Source organism: Staphylococcus sp. ACRSN, from assembly GCF_022346615.1.
Lineage (GTDB): Bacteria > Bacillota > Bacilli > Staphylococcales > Staphylococcaceae > Staphylococcus.
The window spans coordinates 175456-193037 of record NZ_JAKRNS010000003.1; the positions used below are offsets into that span (position 1 = coordinate 175456).

Genomic DNA, 17582 nt, shown 5'->3' on the forward strand with positions numbered 1-17582 from the left:
AAAAATAAAATTTACAAATTTGTAAAACAATTTTAAAATTACCGTTTAATTTTTATAAATTAGGTAATAAAATATATAAAAAGCAATTATAACGATATAAATTTATGCTTTGTTTATTTATATAGATTAAATAAATATTATATAGTATTATATAATTAGTCGATAATTATAATTAATATATGGGGAATTGATTATAAGATGAAAAATTTTAAAGGGGAGTTTTCAAAATATGCGGATAAACATACTTGGATATAACATTTTCTCTAAAGGTGGGACTTCTAGAAGTAATATTAATTTAATTAAAACTTTTTTAGAAAAAGGTCATATCGTTCAATATTTTAATAGTCAACCATTTGAAGCAAGTGACATAACTAGATTAATTATTCATGAAGACATTAGTTCAGCAAATTTCACAATTTTTAGTAGTCAATTTGAAACTAAACTTTCAACGGGTGACGTATTGATTATTACGCGGGAAGATTTATTTAAATATTCACGAATTATAAAACAACATAATAAACAAATAAAAATAGTAGGGGAGATTCATGGCCCACTTGAATACATAAATGATGAAATTGATTTAGCATTAGATTCTATAGATTGTATAAGGGTGAGTACAGAATCTATAAAGCAGAAATTCAAACAAAAGTATCAGTATGATGCAGTATTTAACAAATATGTTAATGCGCAACATATAAATTTAAATGAGAAACCCACAAATACTAAGCGTAATTTATTGATAAAATCACGTTTTGAAGATGGTATCAAAGATATTTCATATGTAATAAAGTTAATAAATTATATTAAGAAAAATACAGATAAAACAGATATACAATTGTATATTGTAGGATACGGACCTTCAGAAAATTTATATAAAAATTTAGTCGCATATTATAATTTACAAGATAATGTACATATAAATGAAAAAGAACCACTAAATTATATTTATGTATCTACCTCCCCTTATGAAACGTTAGGTTATTCTATATTAGAAACAATAGGTATTGGGAATCAAGCGTTAATATATGCTGGAAACGACAATGTATTAAATGAAATATATGAGCAATACCACGGTGTATCATTTTTGACAAAACATTTTGAAAAAGACAGTGAAAAATTAATATCGGTGCTTGAAGGTAAGTACACTCGTGAGCAGCGTATGGAAGATATACAAAATCTGAAAATCAATTTTACAAACGATAATTATGCTGATGATTATTTAAAGAAAATCAGTAAAATGAAAATAAAAAAAGGCAAAGAACGTAAACTGCCTTCGTATAGGTTTAAAAAAACACATATTAATAAAATACAAAATCTTGATCATAAACGTGATTTATATGAACAACTTAAAAAGACAACAATGTTTAAGTTGCTACTAAACAATAATATCTTTTTTAATCGAATGAAAAAAATGTATACTTTTAGAAAAGAGAGATTAGAAAGAAAAATCATGGATGGAATAGAACCAGATGAAAATAAAGTATTTATAGAATCTTTTCATGGTAATAACTTTAGTGGTGACCCTAAATTTTTAGCACTTAAAATTAAAGAATTATATAAGCATAAAAAGGTATATGTTAGTTCTGTAAATTCACTAGTGGATATTGAAGTAAGAAATGCTGGTTTAATTCCAATACGTTTTGGAAGTACAATATATAAAAAGATATTTCGCTCTTGTAAATATATATTTATGAATGGAAATTCTTTAGACAAGGTTTTCAAACATAAAGATCAAATTTTTATACAAACCTGGCATGGTTTTCCATTGAAAAAAATGGTGAATGATTTAGCTGATAAAAAAGAGAAACAAGCACAACTTAATAAATTCCTTCCTCGTATGAAAAAATGGGATTATTTAATCACTGCTTCAAATTTAAATACATTATTGTTGAAATCTGCATTCAAATTAGAAAAAAATCATAATTTAACAGTGTTAGAGTTAGGTTCACCAAGAAATGAATATTTAATAAATAATAACAATGAGGAAGAGTGGTTAAGGGTGCAGCGCAAATATTTATTTACAAATGATAAAAATATGAAGTATATATTATATTGTCCTACATGGAGACAAGGAGAGCGCGAGAGTTTAACTCAAATTGATTTAATAACTTTATTAAACCAATTACCGAAAAATTATAAAATCATTGTTAAATTGCACCCTAATGAAGCGAGATTACGAAATAAATATAATGGCTTAGATGCAAGAATACACTGTTTTTATAATGAATTTGTTGATATTCAAGAATTATATATTTTGTGTGAATCCATGATCACAGATTATTCTTCTACAATATTTGATTATGCGCATTTAAATAAACCTATATTTTTATTACAAGAGGATGACTCTCAATATAAAAAAGATGTTGGTTTTTATTTTGATATTAATGAGGTAGGAAGATTTCCAGAAGCAGCATTAAATGAAGCAAAGTTAGCAGGTCAACTAACTAGAGTTGGCACAATTGATTATAGTCAAATGATTAATAGATTAATGAAAAATGATAAATCGAATACTTCAGAAAATATTCTAAAATGTATATTTGAAAATACAAAAGAGAATGTGAGTAAATCATCATGATAGAAAATAAAATATTTAAATATACAGAAAATATAATGTTTGAAAATCAAAAGCGAATAATGATAGATACAGGAGATTCAGAAAACTATATTCAAAAAGCAAGACACTCTAGTGCAATTTATGAAAATTATATAGAAATGTTAAAACAAGATTACGTCTTATATTTTCATGAGCAAACAGTTTCAAAATTTTATAAACGACAATATGTGGAAGAACTATTTCAACGAAAAGATTTGATTAGACATAACGATATCTTTTATACATTAGATTATCCACGGGATAAAAAGTTGAACCGTTTTGAATCAGTAAAATTACTTGTTTTATTTACTTGTATGCCTAATGCTGAAAATTATGATAGTTCACTGATTCCTAAGCGTATGTTTCCAAAATTTTTCGATGGTATTGAACGAAGTTTAGTTAAAAATGTATATACAATGAGAATTATGGATCTCAATGCTTCACATGGTTCACATTATATAAATACTATAAATAATATGTCATATGAGTCAGATATTGTTTCTGCAATTCGTAAAGTACAAAATGAGCTAAATATACCTGATAATCACACCGTTTTATATGGCGCTTCTAAAGGCGGCACAGGTGCATTGTATTATAGTGCAAAAATGAATTTGAAAAGTTTAGCTGTTGATCCGATAATTAGTGCAGAAGAATATAATTTGAAAGATGAGCATTTTTTAAAACATATTCGAAAAGAAGACTTAACTAATGAAATTAATCATAACCTAAATATTAATAGTACACGTGAAAAATATATAATTAGTTCTGAAAATGTAGAATTTAATTACTCGAAAGCCAATGCAATTTCAGGAGAAAACTTACAGTTAATTAATAAAAAAGATGAATATATCACATCTCATCCGGAAGTATCAAAAAACACTGTGCCAGAACAATTGATGATTTTAAATAAATTGTTAAGCAGTGAATCTTTGACAAACTTATAAAGTATACGCCACAGTTATAATTACTGGGGCGTTTTTTATTAAACAAAAAATTAGATATTAATAGGAGTGTAAACTATGATTGAAACAGAAAGATTAAAAATTATTAAACCAACACTTCAATATACAAAAGAATTATTTCAAATACATGCTCATATTTCTTCGACACTATATACACCTGCAGGTAAACATCATACAGCAAATGATACAGCTTTGATGATTGAATATTGGCTTGCTGATTGGAATAATTTTGGCTATGGTTACTTCTTATTTTTGGATAAATATAGCCATCAATTAATTGGTAGTGGTGGCATCAAAAATATATATCTAGATCAATTCAAAGTTCTGAATTTATATTATCGATTACATCCGGATAAAACAGGGCAAGGTTATGCTTATGAAGCAATGCAATCAATAATTCAATGGATTGATACGATTGTAGGTAAGGAAATAAAAATGCTGATTAGAACAGATAGAGAGAATCAAAAATCGATTAAATTAGCTAATAGACTAGGTTTTGTAAACGATGATACTTATAATGATTATATTGCAAAAGGTGATATATTCTATTTTAAAAACAGATAATATAAGACGAATTCGTTTATTATAATTTGATTTATAGATATTAGCTTAATTATAATATACAATATAATTGTTAAGTAATATAAATTGTTTAGTAAGAAAAAATATTGGTATAAGATATATATGTATAATGAGATTCAATAGTTTAAAAAAATCATAATATAGCTTGAAACCATATCATGAAAAGAAGGTAATAGCTTGAATAGCTATAGTTGGGCAAATTTTTTTCCATGTTTTTGTTTATTATTTGCTGTAATAATGTTAATGATAAATATACTTATCATTAAATTTTTAAAGCATTAGATTCTTAATAGTTTACCTAAAAGAATAAATGTTGTAACAAATACATAAATTAAGAAAAGTTTAAAAGGCATTAAGTATATACTAAACTATTAGGTTTTTATATACTTAAGTGTGATTGTATTAAGAAGTTTGATAGTCTTTAATTATTTTACGGGCAATGATAATTAACTGAAACAATTAATTCAACATAGAATAGTGCGCTGGGGAGTGACATAATGAGCGTAACATCAATCATCATCATCGCCTTTATATTATCAATATTAATTAAAGTAATAAAAACGGTGTTACATTTTTTAATTACGATGATATTTGCTATATTTTATATTTATTTTCTTGTTAAAATAATGACTTGGTTGATTGCAAACTCAAGTTAACCTTTAAATAATTGATATTAAATCAATTAAAATTCAATCTTGAATGTTACATTATGAAATCAAAATTATAGAGATGTATTTTTAGGAGATTTTAAAATGAAAAAAGTTATAGGATCTATAACATGGATGGTAGTATTCGGCTTAGGGTTAACATTATTTTTAGGTTTTCCAATAGGGTCAATTGTAGGTATTGCAATAGGTGCTGCAATTAGCAAACGTATAAATAGAGATAGATAAAAGTAGGTGTGAAGATGGACTACTATATAAACGAACTGCCTATAGAGGCAGAACTATATAATTTATATCATTCTGTAGGATGGTTTAACTATTTATCATGTGAATATAAATTGACTGCGATGCTAGAGCAATCGAGCTATTTTGTTACTGTTAAACATGATAATCAGTTAGTTGGTTTAATTCGAGCATTAACGGACGGTATATCAATTGTCTATATACAAGATTTATTAGTTTTACCAGAGTACCAAAATAAAGGTGTTGGAAAGCAATTATTAAATTATGTATTGAAGCAATATAATGGAGTTAGACAAATTGTATTAACGACAGACAATGATCCAACGAAGAAATACTTTTATGAAAAATCTGGCTTATTTGCAACAATAGATTTTAACTGTATTAGTTATATGAAATTGAATATGTAATGAATTACAATTGTACTTGAAATAAAAACTGTCGCTAAGCATCTTATCGACAGTTTTTTATATAAATCAGTTGTACAATTATCTTTTTAAAACATGAAAATGATATGTAGAGGGGAGAGATAGTATGATTACTAGAAATGACATTTTTAATTACGTTAATGAGAGATATCATATTATTCCTGATTACCCATGGAAGAATCATAGAAATTTTGCTGTGTTAAGACACAATTCAAATAATAAATGGTTTGCACTCATTATGGATATTTCAGCAGATAAAATAGGATTAAATAAAGATAGTATGATTGATGTTTTAAATATTAAAGTGCAAAAGGAAATGATAGGTGGTTTAAGAAAGAAAAATGGATTTTATAAAGCCTATCATATGGACAAATCAAATTGGGTTACTGTAAATTTATCGGAAATTGACACAATTGATGAAATAGAAGTTTGGCTAACTGATAGTTATGACTTAACGTCATAAAAGTTTATCTATAATACGGACATTTAAATTGAATATTATGACTTAGAAAAAATGAAAAATATTAATAAGTGAGTATTTTCTTACTTGAAGGAAAAGAACGTGATATCTTTACTTTAGGAGGTTTTATGTTTGTATATCAATTTATAATTTGTCCAATTTTGTTTAGTTTTATGTATCAACTTTGTCATGTAGAAACACTGAACATACATTATTTTTGTTCGAGGTCGCAATGCGATAATTGTAAAAAAGCAATTCGATTCTTGGATTTAATACCGATATTAAATTTTATCATATTAAAAGGGAAATCACGCTGTTGTCAATGTAAATTGAAATATACATATTTAGTTGGCGAGCTTCTTTCACTCATACCAAGTTGCCTTTTATTAATTTATAAAATGGATATACATCCTACCACTTTTTTGTTAATTTATTTGTTTTTGCTAGTACTTGCCATCTATGATTTTGAAACCTATACCATACCGTTGCATATCGTCATTATTTTTATTATATGTATAACAATAATTTGTAATGGCTATTTCATGAATTTTATTATAGCTACTACTTTCACACATTGTATTTACTTTATATTTAAAGGTGCGATTGGCTATGGTGATATTCTTTTATTTTCCATATTAGCATATTTACTACCTACAGAGTTGTACATATCAATGGTACTACTTACATTTACTACAGGTGGAATTATAACTTTGTTTTTAATATGCTTTATAAGAAAACCCATCTTAAAAGTGCCTCTAATTCCTTTTATATTAATTGGCTTTATTTTAGCTAACATTTTATAAAAATAATAAAAGGTTTAATTAAAATCCCACTTAAATCAAAGAACTTTTTGTAATAATTTTTGTTTAGTTTTATATTTAGTAACAATAATACCAGTATCGTAAAATCCTAATGATTTATATAAGTTATAGGATACCTCATTACATTCATTTACAACCAGCGCCACATGAAAAATATCTGTATAATTATTTTTTATATACTTACTTAAAGCATTTAAACAGGACTTGGCATAACCTTGTCGTAAAAACCTTTTATCTGTAGAAAATGATCTAAAGAAAAGTGTGTTTTCAGTTTCTGTGGTAAAATGCGTAGCATATTCACTGTTAGATTGTAATACAAAGAAAGATACTAATTGGTTGCTCTCATTAAAGCATAGTATACAGTGTAACTCATTATTCTTTTTTGCCTTTTCTATATGGTATGAAGGGGACTTAGGGAAGTGTATTTGATCTTGCTCTAGTTGGAAATTATTAATATCTGATAAGTGCTGATTAGTAAATTTTATTAATTGCATATACGTGTCTCCTTTCATTTTATTTGAGGTATTGCATAAATTATAAATAAACGGAAAATTCAGTTAAATAAAATTGGATTAATTTAAGGTTTTTGAAGAATTTAGTGATTTTAAAATATAGTAATTATAACTATAAATGAATATAAATACAATACTGATTTGGGGGATTTGTAATTTTCTGGACTAAAATTTAACTGAGATGATGAATAAGTGAATAGTGATGTAATAAAATATACAGCTTATGAAATAAACGTCCGGATACAGCAAATAAAAATACTAATAAATAACAATACATTAATAAGTCGGAGGTATATTTATGAGAAAATATCAATCAGTTAGCATATTTAATAAAATAGCAAATCAAATTGAAGATTTTAATATTTCAAATATAAGCAAAGAAAAATGGAATTCAGAATATGAAGCAATAAGTATGCAAGTTAATGATGTGAAAATTAAAAGTCGATTGGCCAAAAAGACAAATAAGAAAAAAGGGCAATTTTTATCGGTATGGACAAAAGATGACGAAAATAAAAATAGATCATTTACCTTTAAAGAAATTGAAGAATTATTGGTTGTTAACATTATTGAAGGTAGATATTACGGACAATTTGTATTTCCTAAAATGATATTACTCAAGCAACAAATACTAATGACTACAGAAAACAAAGGGAAAATGGCGTTTAGAGTATATCCACCATGGGATAAAGATTTAAATAATACAGCAGCCAAAACACAAAAATGGCAAAATAATTATTTTGTAGATTTAACTACTAATATTGATAAAAATAAAATTAAGAAACTCTATAATTTAAATTGAAAAAGGGAAATGTTTGTAATATTACTTATATTCTGAAAAATCTAATATTTAAATTTTTCAATATTTAATATAAAATAAATAATGTAAGTAAGAATGGGAAGCTTACTTACATTAATTCTCAGGCATTCTATTAAAAAAACATATCTGTTATTCTTAATTTTATCCATACCATTTTATTATTAATGAAAAAATTTATGTTGAATTGCTGTAAGTTACTCAGGCTTACAGCATTTTTTTATGGATATAATTTTAATTTGTATTGAAATATGTGGTTTCATAATGCTTATATACGCTATGTAGACGATACTAGCAATGCTCAAAGTAGATGGACATTAAGGTGCTTAACAGTACTTCTAATATAGACTCAAACAACTGTATGACTTCAAAGAATTTTTGAGGATCTAATCATGGAGCTTTTTTATCCGTAACATCATACAAGAGAAATATAACTTAAAATTAAACATTATTAATTTTGAGTATTTTTGGTTATTATTAATAACTTCAAAACATTTAGTTAACAAAAATTTATTGGAAATAATATATATTTGTTATATAATTAAGTTGGCTTATAAATATGTTGTGTATATTAGAAAAGGTATAGGAGGAATTTTTATGTCATCCAAATTATTAATTGTTTTATTATTGTTGTTCTATCCATTATTTGTAAAAAAAAGCTAAAAGTAGAAAAATTAATGACTAATCTAATTTTAGGAAAGGCAATAAACAACTATTTATTTGTAGTAGTGTAACAAAATAATACATAATGTTTCAGTTAAAAATATGTTCAAATTCAAATCTAATAAATCTGAATATTTAGAAAACAATAGAGTGAAAATCATGCTATACGCTTAATTTTAAAAAATACTTGAACCTAAATATATTTATAAACATGTTGAAAGTAGCAATTCAGATTAATTGAGTAAGTTAATAAATTTTATTTTGACAAATATTTGCAATGATATAAGGGGTTTTAATCTTGAACAAACGTTTCATAAATGGTCTGAAAGATGGTCTATTAGTGTTTATAGGTTTGATTCTGCTGGCAGTCATATTAAATTATATAGGCATTGATTTTGGAGACAATAGAATATGGCATAATCTAGGTGATTTAGGTTTGATTAATATTTTTGTAAATAAAGAATTAAATGGCTTAATTATTTTGGGTCTAATTTTAAGTGTCTTTTCTTTTGCATTTGGATACGCCCATCCGAGTAAAAAGAAGTGAAAATGAATTAGTTAATGAGAAATATAAAATTAGGGGATGAGATTCATGAATTTAGAACAATGGATTATCAGTATTGTAGTAGGTATATTAATGTTTTTAATCGTATTTTATGTAGGTCAATCAACATTATTACCCTCTTTACTTTGCGCCATAATTGGTTTTTTAGGTAATATATATGTTTCGATTAAAGCGAATAAAAACAAGAGCTAATATAGAATGGTTGTTATCAAGATATTATTGTTTGCTTAGCAATATAAAGTAATAAAAATAAGTTATTGCTTTTTTAAGGGAGGGATTAAATGTTCAAGTTTATAAGCTGGATTCCATACATATTGATTTTATCATTCGGTTTTTGTTATACCCTCGGGTTAATTGCAGGATTAGCAGTTTCAATTATAATTGGAACAATGATAGGAATAACTGTTGATTATGATAAAAAAAGAAAGAAACAAAAACAGTTATTAAATAATAGATAGTACGGATTATTATTTATAAAAATAGAGGGTGTATCGTTAGTGGAATTTAAAAAAAGAAAGAAAGAAATAAAAGAGGTGTCTATTTCATTATTTCCTGATATTTGCAGTTTGCTTATTCGCTTCTTTAGAAATATTTTTTCCTAACGCTATTATGTTGTAAATTAAAATATAGAATGGATAATAAACTAGTATAATGAAAATGACAAATACATTAACTTTGTTATAGAAACGGCACATTACCGATAGAATTACTAAAAGGTGCTAGCTTAATAGGCGATCTTAAATATCTCAGAAATATAAAAAAGACTTAATTTCTATTATTAAGTCTTTTTTATTATGTATTAATATTTATTAATTTACAAATGTAATCTCTGAAATTTTATTTGTATCAATTTAAAATAAAAAAAATAAAATTGCCAATATCTATGGCTTTGAGGATTAGAATTTTGTATTATTAAAAAGGTGTGCAATTTAAAAAAATTATCATATTTTATAAACGATGCATTAGCAGGAATTATTAATCGTTAGATATAGTTATTCATGTCGAATGTTCTATTAACAACATGATATTGGGAGTTTGAAAACAATTGAAAAAGATACTGATTGTTCTATTATTTTCGATTGCTTTTTTATATGCTTGTAATGACAATGTTTTGAATAAGAATTATCTTAATATTGCTCATAGAGGTGCAAGTGGTTCTTCACCTGAACATACATTTGCTGCTTATGATAAAGCTATAAATAAAAAAGCTGATTATATAGAATTAGATTTACAAATGACAAAAGATAAAAAATTAATTGCTATGCATGATTACAAAGTGGATAGAACAACTAATGATACAGGATATGTTAAAGATAAAACATTAAAACAAATTGAATCATTGGATGCCGGATCATATTTTGGGAGAAAATATAGAGGTGAAAAGGTACCTGAATTGTCCGAAGTACTAGATAAGTATTATAAGAAAGCAAATTTTTACATAGAAACAAAAAATCCTGAAATGTATCCAACAATGGATGAAAGATTATTTAAAGAATTAAATAAAAAGGTTTTATTAACAAATCATAAACTTAAAAAGGGTAAGATTATCATACAATCCTTTTCTGAAAAAAGTTTGATGAACATTCATCATATAAATAGTAATATACCACTTATTAAATTAATCAGTGATGATGATGTGAATAAGTTATCTGATCACGAATTAGATAGGCTTTCCAAAAATATATATGGTATTGGAATAAATCAAAATAAAGTAACGAAAAATATGATTAAAAAAGCACATAAGCATGGCTTGAAAGTTCACGTATTTACATTAAATAGTAAAAAAGAAGTGAAAAATATGAAAGAATTAAATGTAGATGGTGGTTTTATTAACAACCCTTAAAATCGTAATTTATAAAAATATTTTTGATTACGTATCTTACATATTCTTATTTCTTAATTAGGGTATAGGACAAAGTTTGGTATGCGAAACGTTTTCGTAGCGTTATTGAAAAATATTTTGAGTGTAATTAAGCATTTAATTTCTAAATAGTAGAGGATTAATATGAAAATACAAATGTAATTCACTTGGGAATGATATTACTTAAAATTTGTTAATCTTTATAGGTAGTTTAGTAGACATTTTATTCAAATAATTAAAGACATCTAGTTTTTGAATAATGTATGGTTTATTTATATGATATTTGTATTTTGGAAAGTGAGAAAACATAGGTCGAAATGTTTATGTTACATTTGAAATTGAATTGTTTAAGCTAACGAAGTATTGGTATAAATAGAACTAGTGCTAATCTATCAGATACGATTTACAATTTTTAAACACGAAGTAATGGTGAGTTTGTTTATGTAATTTAATTAATTTGTAAATACAAATGAAATAGAACTAAATAACTACATTTGTGGATTAACATGGGGAGGCGTATATGGTTTTTTCGATATTAATAATTTTTTTATTACTTAATATTTTGCCAGCTATTTATTATGGGAAACAATATTTTGATTTAAAAAAGAAAAAGTCCTCAGATAAGGAATTTAAAAAATTAACTGATTCTATGATGAATGCGGATAAATTATTAATTCCGATTTCTATCATCACAGTTTTAATACTTTATTTTATTCAAAAGTAGAAATAGATAAAAATTTATAGCAAATCATTTAATTGTAATTTTGCTTTATATTAAATCAATAAATTCTAGTATATCAACCCTTTGATTAAGGGGTTAATATTCACAACCTAATACAAAACGTATTTTAAAAGTCCTTATTCAATTTACCAAAATTAAATAAGGACTTTTAATTATATAACAATATGAATATTTAATTCCTTATAAAAAATAAGAGTTACTTCAAAAATATAATGTGGAATTTTATAGATATAATGATTTATTAAATTAAGTATAAGATTTTTATAGTAAAGATGCTAACGAATAACTTTTAAGCATAAGGCGTTTGCTTTTTGTCTATCAAATTCAATCAATTATAACGGTTACCTCTATAATTGAAAAAACACTATCTTATTTAATCGGAAAATTTGAATATGTTATTTTGCTCTGGGTTTCTATTTAATCTTGCTATAATTAACTTATAGATATAGCATAATAATTTTTATATTAAACTTTGAACTATGGATTAATGTCAATTTTAAATCGCTTTGCTTAAATTAGCTATTTTCAACTTAAAGAGATGTTTTAACGAGAAAGGAAATTATTATATTTAACAATAAATTTGTTATGAAGCCTACGAGTCCATATCGATTATTTTATTTATGGAGGTCTAACTATTTGAAAATTAATGAATTAGCAGTAACACAAAAGCCTAGAGAACGTTTGTTAAGTGTCGGTGCCTCTTATTTGTCACATGCTGAATTAATCGCAATTCTAATTAATACTGGAAGAAAGGGAGCGTCTAGTATTGATGTAGCAAATGAACTTTTGAAATCAGTTGAGAGTTTAAAAGAATTAAAGTCATTGTCAATAAATGATTTGAGAAAAGTGAAAGGTATGGGTTTATATAAATCACTAATATTAATAGCAGCATTTGAACTTGGTGAGCGTATGCATTCAGGTAGTGTGGAAGAGAAGATACAAATTAATTCTCCAAAGGATGTTGCAAATTATATGATGGGAAAGATGGAACATCTAAAGCAAGAACAGTTTGTCGTATTGTTTTTAGACTCGAAAAACGTTGTCTTTAAACAAAAGGTAATTTTTATTGGAACTTTAAATGCTTCGATTGTTCATCCGCGAGAAGTATTTTCTGAAGCGGTTAAGCTTTCTGCTAATGCAATTATACTATTACATAATCATCCGTCAGGTGATGTCATGCCTTCACGTGAAGATTTGATTACAACTGAACGTTTGCGTGAGTGTGGTGATATGATAGGTATTGACGTATTAGATCATTTGATTATTGGTGATCATTGCTATTTAAGTATGGTGGAAGAAGGTTATTTTGATTAAGTGTATAAAATAACAGGCATTAACGTATAGTTATAATGAATTGATACGTTGTTCAGTGATACCTAACAATTTGTTTATATGCTTGATTATTTATTAAGTAAGTAAAAGACGTAATTAATTAGGGTTTGAATTTTATAACAAATCTTTCTCCTAATCTAAGATTAAGGTATACTTTAATTGAATTATGAGGAGGATTGTAAAGATGGGAATAGTTTTAATCCTAGGTTTATTGTTACCAATGATTTATGTAATGCAATTGACAAAGAAAAATGAAAAAATAACTTTGAAATGTTTGGGTATTACTACGGTTTTATCGATAGTAGGTAATGTAATTGTTACATTGATTTATTCGTTAGTGGATCAATCGAATCTTTCAATTTGGTTAGCTTTAGGTAGCTCTATTGTAGTTGCTATTGTATGGGCACTTTTGTTATGTGGAAGTTACGCGGCGTACCAAATATTGTCAAATAGTTTAAAAAAATAAGTGGATAACGCATACTTGTTCTATCATTGCGATAATCAATTTTATTATTTAATATTAAAAAGCGCTTAATTAACATAAGTCTATTTAAGCGCTGAAATTTTAATTTATGAAATTTAAATACGTATTAAAGTTGTCCATTAACCAAAGGATACCTTGATAACCTAAGTATATACATAAGATGATAATACCAACATATATAATAAATCTTAGTAAAGATAACCCAACTCTAAATAATAGAATTACTAAGAGTGCTAGTAGAATGATTGAAATAATACTCATAGAAAATTCACTCCCTTTGTAAATGATTATACTATACAATGTATGCTTGATGCATCGGTCTATAGTAAATTTTAAAATACTCCTAAAGACTGATGTAGTTAGGTATTCAAAGGAATTATAATGTAAATGTTGAAGTAGGAGGATGGTTCATGCGGTTTATATTTAGCCTAATAAAAAATATTATAGCTGTGATTGCAATTATAATAATTGTATTTTTCGCATTGAAATACGCGCCTTTTTTAAAAGATCAAGAATGGAATCCAGTCCACAATAATAGACCTCCAATGAGTAATAATGCTCCACCAGAAGAACAACAACTCAATGGTGGCCAAAGATATACATTAGAAGATAATGATTTATTAAATAATGTTCCATTAAGTCAAACTAAAAATATGTTTAATTGGATTGATAAGAAAGAATTTATGTCAGTTTCTGGTATAGGAAGAATGGGTTACAATGATAAATATATTGCTGGTCAAAGAGGAGATCAATTTATTATTTATAAATTCGGGTCTGAAAGTATAAGAGTTTATAAGACTGAAATTGAAATGCAACAAGATTTGAACAAGTTAGGACAGCATATTGAATTGCAGCCGCCGTCAAGTTTCGAGTAACACGTTTGAATTCTAACCGAAAATGCGTTAGCCTTATAATGAAAATAGTTAAAGGTTGGTGTATAAATTATGAGTGAACAATCTAAAGAAAAGAAAGCCGATGAACAAGCAAAGGCACAAAATTTGTTTGCACGATGGCGTAAAGAAGAAACACTTTATAAAGAAGATGAAAAAGAAGACAAAGCATCAGCTGAAACTGAAAAAACTGATGATAAAGCTTAATATGCAATATACTGATACGTCTCATTACATGAGACGTATTTTTTATGCTCAAAAAAGCGTTAATTATTGTGTATGTGTAATGTTAATAATAAAACTTAAATATTAAATGAATTTCCACATATGTTTTATAAAAAATGTAGTCACAATCAATATAGACATGATTGTTTAAAATGTAATTTAAAGGTAATTAGCATAAAATATATATTTTTATTGCTCAATATTAGGGTTCGTGCTTTATTTCGGTCTATTTGTAATATAAAATGATAACAGAACATAAAATAGTAGGTTAATAGAGGTGTTTAGGTTGTCAAAGTTCTTTAAAAATAACAAAGCGATTGTTATTTTATGTGCAATCATTGTATTTATAGCCTTGATTGGCGTTTCTTTGCGCTCACAATCGCAATCACCCGTTGAACAGTATGTCGGGGATTCAGTATCTTTTGGACAAAGAGTAGTGAGTTATCCTGTGCAATTTGTTTCGGGATCAATTGGAAGTCTGTTCTCTGATAATGGCTCTAAGGAACAAAATAGTAAGATTAAAAAATTAGAAGCGGAGAACGAAAGACTAAAAGGAGAGAATAAAAAATATAAAAAGGAATTGGATATAGATGATATATCTGAATATGATCCTATTTCAAGTACTGTTTTATCAAGAAATCCAGATCAATGGATGAATACCTTAGTTATCAATCAAGGTTCAAAAAATGGTATAGAAAAGAACATGGCTGTATTAACTTCTGAAGGGTTAGTAGGGCGCATCTCTAAAGTGAATCAATTTTCTTCGCAAGTTGATTTGATATCAACAAATACACGGTCAAATCGTTTATCTGTCAATGTACAACATAAAGGGAAAAATGTATTTGGTTTAATTGACAATTATGATAAAAAATCTGATGAACTTGTGATTACGGATATTGATAATAAAGATAGTGTTAAAAAAGGAGATAAGGTAGTTACAAGTGGTTTAGCTGATCAACTTCCTAGCGGCATTTACATAGGTGAGGTAGTAAAAGTTGAAAAAGATGAATATGGTTTATCTAAAAAAGTTAAAGTGAAAACAGCAGCTAGTTTAACAGATTTAAATCATGTATATGTAGCTAAAAGAAATGGTTCCACTATACCATCAGATGAAAGCGGTGGTAATTAATGCGTTCATTATATTACTTTCTAATTGGTATTGTGTTATTTTATATTGATACAATCATTGGTTTGGTAATACCGATGCAAATAGGACATAAAGAAATTATTTTTGTACCGCATTTAACATTAATGTATATATTAATTATTTCTGTATATCGAAGTTTTAATGTGGCTATTATCTTGGCTATTATCTTAGGTTTAATTACAGATTTGTATTTCGGTAGTTTCTATGGGTTGTACTTATTTGGTTATATATTACTTGTAGTATTAATGGACTTTTTCTTTAAATCATTTTATCGAGATAAAGCAATGTTGTTCGTGGCTACATGGTTGGCAGTATTAGTGCTAGAAACATATGTAGCTATTATTTATGGCACCTTAGGGCTGATTCATTTTAATTTATTAGATTTTCTATTATTTAGAATTATACCAACCTTAATATTAAACTTTTTATTATTATTAATAGTCTTCCCGTTTATAACAAAATTTTTAAGAAAAGTACAAATCAAGATTGACAGTAAATAGCAGTGATGCTAAAATGCAGTAGTTGAGTAGTTTATAGCTACATACAACCGCTCAGATTCAGGTTCAAGTACAATATTGTCACCTGTCTTTGGCGTGACTTAAATTATAGGAGGTGCAAAGTATGTTTGCTATTATTGAAACAGGTGGAAAACAAGTCAAAGTTGAAGAAGGTCAAGAAATCTTCGTTGAGAAATTAGAAGTAAATGAAGGTGATTCATTTACTTTTGATAAAGTCTTATTCGTAGGTGGAGACGCAGTTAAAGTTGGTGCGCCAACAGTTGAAGGTGCTACTGTTACTGCTACAGTTGAAAAACACGGTCGTGGTAAAAAAATCACTGTATTCACTTACAAACGTCGTAAAGACTCTAAACGTAAAAAAGGTCATCGTCAACCTTACACTAAATTAACAATCAACAAAATCAACGCTTAATTATGATTACTGTTGATGTAACACTGAATGATGCAGGCCAGGTTACTGACGTAGTTATGGATGGTCATGCTGATCATGGCGATTATGGACATGACATCGTTTGTGCTGGAGCATCTGCAGTGCTATTTGGTAGTGTAAATGCTATTATGGGATTGACGTCTGAGAAACCAGACATCAATTATAATGACGATGGTGGACATTTTCATATTAGAAGTGTCGATACCAATAATGAACAAGCGCAATTAATTCTTCAAGCAATGTTAGTATCTTTACAAACAATTGAAGAAGAATATAAAGAAAACATTAGACTAAATTATAAGTGAGGTGCAACCAAATGTTAAAATTAAACTTACAGTTCTTCGCATCTAAAAAAGGGGTAAGTTCTACAAAAAACGGACGTGACTCTGAATCAAAACGTTTAGGTGCTAAACGTGCTGACGGTCAATACGTTACTGGCGGTTCAATCTTATTCCGTCAACGTGGTACTAAAATCTACCCTGGTGAAAATGTAGGTCGTGGTGGCGACGATACATTATTCGCTAAAATCGACGGCGTTGTTAAATTTGAACGCAAAGGTCGCGACAAAAAACAAGTTTCTGTTTACGCAGCAGCTGAGTAATTTTTGTCAACATTAACACCAGAAGTGATTACTTCTGGTGTTTATTT

25 protein-coding genes and 1 other annotated feature are annotated in these 17582 nt (G+C 26.9%); of the genes, 23 read left to right on the plus strand and 2 right to left on the minus strand.

The window, feature by feature from the left end; genetic code table 11:
• The first annotated feature begins 229 nt into the window (after positions 1-229).
• From MHZ36_RS04300 to MHZ36_RS14415, 8 genes are all read left to right on the plus strand, one after another.
• On the plus strand, positions 230-2575 hold the full coding sequence (locus tag MHZ36_RS04300; protein ID WP_239229834.1) for a CDP-glycerol glycerophosphotransferase family protein: 2346 nt from the start codon (positions 230-232) through the stop codon (positions 2573-2575).
• Positions 2572-3537 (plus strand): XcbB/CpsF family capsular polysaccharide biosynthesis protein, encoded by a 966-nt coding sequence (locus MHZ36_RS04305; protein ID WP_239229836.1) that lies wholly within the window; start codon positions 2572-2574, stop codon positions 3535-3537. The genes MHZ36_RS04300 and MHZ36_RS04305 overlap by 4 nt, the downstream gene beginning before the upstream one ends.
• Positions 3538-3612: 75 nt before the next feature.
• Positions 3613-4119, plus strand: a complete 507-nt coding sequence (locus MHZ36_RS04310) for a GNAT family N-acetyltransferase (RefSeq protein WP_239229838.1) — start codon at positions 3613-3615, stop codon at positions 4117-4119.
• A gap of 515 nt (positions 4120-4634) precedes the next feature.
• Entirely contained in the window at positions 4635-4793 is a 159-nt protein-coding gene (locus MHZ36_RS04315) for a hypothetical protein (RefSeq protein WP_239229839.1), read from the plus strand.
• 96 nt (positions 4794-4889) lie between these two features.
• Positions 4890-5030: a hypothetical protein gene (locus tag MHZ36_RS04320; protein WP_239229840.1), complete on the plus strand. Its 141-nt coding sequence runs from the start codon at positions 4890-4892 to the stop codon at positions 5028-5030.
• Between the two features lie 14 nt (positions 5031-5044).
• Positions 5045-5452, plus strand: a complete 408-nt coding sequence (locus MHZ36_RS04325) for a GNAT family N-acetyltransferase (protein WP_239229841.1) — start codon at positions 5045-5047, stop codon at positions 5450-5452.
• Positions 5453-5576: 124 nt separating this feature from the next.
• Positions 5577-5933, plus strand: a complete 357-nt coding sequence (locus MHZ36_RS04330) for an MmcQ/YjbR family DNA-binding protein (RefSeq protein ID WP_239229842.1) — start codon at positions 5577-5579, stop codon at positions 5931-5933.
• 125 nt (positions 5934-6058) lie between these two features.
• Positions 6059-6733: a prepilin peptidase gene (locus MHZ36_RS14415; RefSeq protein WP_481867121.1), complete on the plus strand. Its 675-nt coding sequence runs from the start codon at positions 6059-6061 to the stop codon at positions 6731-6733.
• A gap of 35 nt (positions 6734-6768) precedes the next feature.
• Here the strand turns inward: MHZ36_RS14415 and MHZ36_RS04335 are convergent, their stop codons facing one another.
• Positions 6769-7245 carry a GNAT family N-acetyltransferase gene (locus tag MHZ36_RS04335; protein WP_239229843.1) on the minus strand — a complete coding sequence of 159 codons (477 nt, stop codon included), beginning with the start codon at positions 7243-7245 and terminating at the stop codon, positions 6769-6771.
• Between the two features lie 316 nt (positions 7246-7561).
• On the opposite strand from MHZ36_RS04335, the gene MHZ36_RS04340 reads away from it, so the two are divergent.
• The 8 genes from MHZ36_RS04340 (at position 7562) to MHZ36_RS04375 (ending at position 13706) form a co-directional block, all read left to right on the plus strand.
• Positions 7562-8062 (plus strand): MepB family protein, encoded by a 501-nt coding sequence (locus MHZ36_RS04340; protein WP_239229844.1) that lies wholly within the window; start codon positions 7562-7564, stop codon positions 8060-8062.
• 976 nt (positions 8063-9038) lie between these two features.
• Positions 9039-9287 (plus strand): hypothetical protein, encoded by a 249-nt coding sequence (locus tag MHZ36_RS04345; protein ID WP_239229845.1) that lies wholly within the window; start codon positions 9039-9041, stop codon positions 9285-9287.
• Positions 9288-9332: 45 nt separating this feature from the next.
• Complete coding sequence (locus MHZ36_RS04350; RefSeq protein ID WP_239229846.1) at positions 9333-9497, plus strand: 5-bromo-4-chloroindolyl phosphate hydrolysis family protein; 165 nt, start codon at positions 9333-9335, stop codon at positions 9495-9497.
• Positions 9498-9586: 89 nt separating this feature from the next.
• Positions 9587-9763 (plus strand): hypothetical protein, encoded by a 177-nt coding sequence (locus MHZ36_RS04355; protein ID WP_239229847.1) that lies wholly within the window; start codon positions 9587-9589, stop codon positions 9761-9763.
• Positions 9764-10350: 587 nt separating this feature from the next.
• Positions 10351-11148, plus strand: coding sequence for a glycerophosphodiester phosphodiesterase family protein (locus MHZ36_RS04360; RefSeq protein WP_239229849.1), 798 nt, complete (start codon positions 10351-10353; stop codon positions 11146-11148).
• A 538-nt stretch (positions 11149-11686) separates the two neighbouring features.
• Positions 11687-11890, plus strand: a complete 204-nt coding sequence (locus tag MHZ36_RS04365) for a hypothetical protein (protein ID WP_239229850.1) — start codon at positions 11687-11689, stop codon at positions 11888-11890.
• A gap of 654 nt (positions 11891-12544) precedes the next feature.
• Positions 12545-13222 carry a RadC family protein gene (gene radC / locus MHZ36_RS04370; RefSeq protein ID WP_239229851.1) on the plus strand — a complete coding sequence of 226 codons (678 nt, stop codon included), beginning with the start codon at positions 12545-12547 and terminating at the stop codon, positions 13220-13222.
• 202 nt (positions 13223-13424) lie between these two features.
• The gene (locus MHZ36_RS04375; RefSeq protein WP_239229852.1) at positions 13425-13706 is read left to right on the plus strand and encodes a hypothetical protein; all 282 of its coding nucleotides are present in this window, start codon (positions 13425-13427) and stop codon (positions 13704-13706) included.
• A gap of 99 nt (positions 13707-13805) precedes the next feature.
• Here the strand turns inward: MHZ36_RS04375 and MHZ36_RS04380 are convergent, their stop codons facing one another.
• Positions 13806-13985: a hypothetical protein gene (locus MHZ36_RS04380; RefSeq protein WP_239229853.1), complete on the minus strand. Its 180-nt coding sequence runs from the start codon at positions 13983-13985 to the stop codon at positions 13806-13808.
• Positions 13986-14134: 149 nt separating this feature from the next.
• On the opposite strand from MHZ36_RS04380, the gene MHZ36_RS04385 reads away from it, so the two are divergent.
• The 7 genes from MHZ36_RS04385 to rpmA all read left to right on the plus strand — a co-directional run bounded on the left by MHZ36_RS04385 (position 14135) and on the right by rpmA (position 17535).
• On the plus strand, positions 14135-14599 hold the full coding sequence (locus MHZ36_RS04385; RefSeq protein ID WP_239229854.1) for a DUF4930 family protein: 465 nt from the start codon (positions 14135-14137) through the stop codon (positions 14597-14599).
• Between the two features lie 69 nt (positions 14600-14668).
• A complete protein-coding gene (locus MHZ36_RS04390; protein ID WP_239229855.1) occupies positions 14669-14821 on the plus strand; it encodes a hypothetical protein in 153 nt (50 codons plus the stop codon).
• Positions 14822-15125: 304 nt separating this feature from the next.
• On the plus strand, positions 15126-15968 hold the full coding sequence (gene mreC / locus MHZ36_RS04395) for a rod shape-determining protein MreC (protein ID WP_239229856.1): 843 nt from the start codon (positions 15126-15128) through the stop codon (positions 15966-15968).
• Positions 15968-16486, plus strand: coding sequence for a rod shape-determining protein MreD (mreD, locus tag MHZ36_RS04400; RefSeq protein ID WP_239229858.1), 519 nt, complete (start codon positions 15968-15970; stop codon positions 16484-16486). The genes mreC and mreD overlap by 1 nt, the downstream gene beginning before the upstream one ends.
• Before the next feature lie 35 nt (positions 16487-16521).
• Positions 16522-16595, plus strand: a sequence feature (ribosomal protein L21 leader region).
• 12 nt (positions 16596-16607) lie between these two features.
• Positions 16608-16916: a 50S ribosomal protein L21 gene (gene rplU, locus MHZ36_RS04405; protein ID WP_239229859.1), complete on the plus strand. Its 309-nt coding sequence runs from the start codon at positions 16608-16610 to the stop codon at positions 16914-16916.
• Positions 16917-16918: 2 nt separating this feature from the next.
• Complete coding sequence (locus tag MHZ36_RS04410) at positions 16919-17239, plus strand: ribosomal-processing cysteine protease Prp (protein ID WP_239229861.1); 321 nt, start codon at positions 16919-16921, stop codon at positions 17237-17239.
• Between the two features lie 11 nt (positions 17240-17250).
• Positions 17251-17535 carry a 50S ribosomal protein L27 gene (rpmA, locus tag MHZ36_RS04415; protein ID WP_042738496.1) on the plus strand — a complete coding sequence of 95 codons (285 nt, stop codon included), beginning with the start codon at positions 17251-17253 and terminating at the stop codon, positions 17533-17535.
• The last annotated feature ends 47 nt before the right edge of the window (positions 17536-17582 follow it).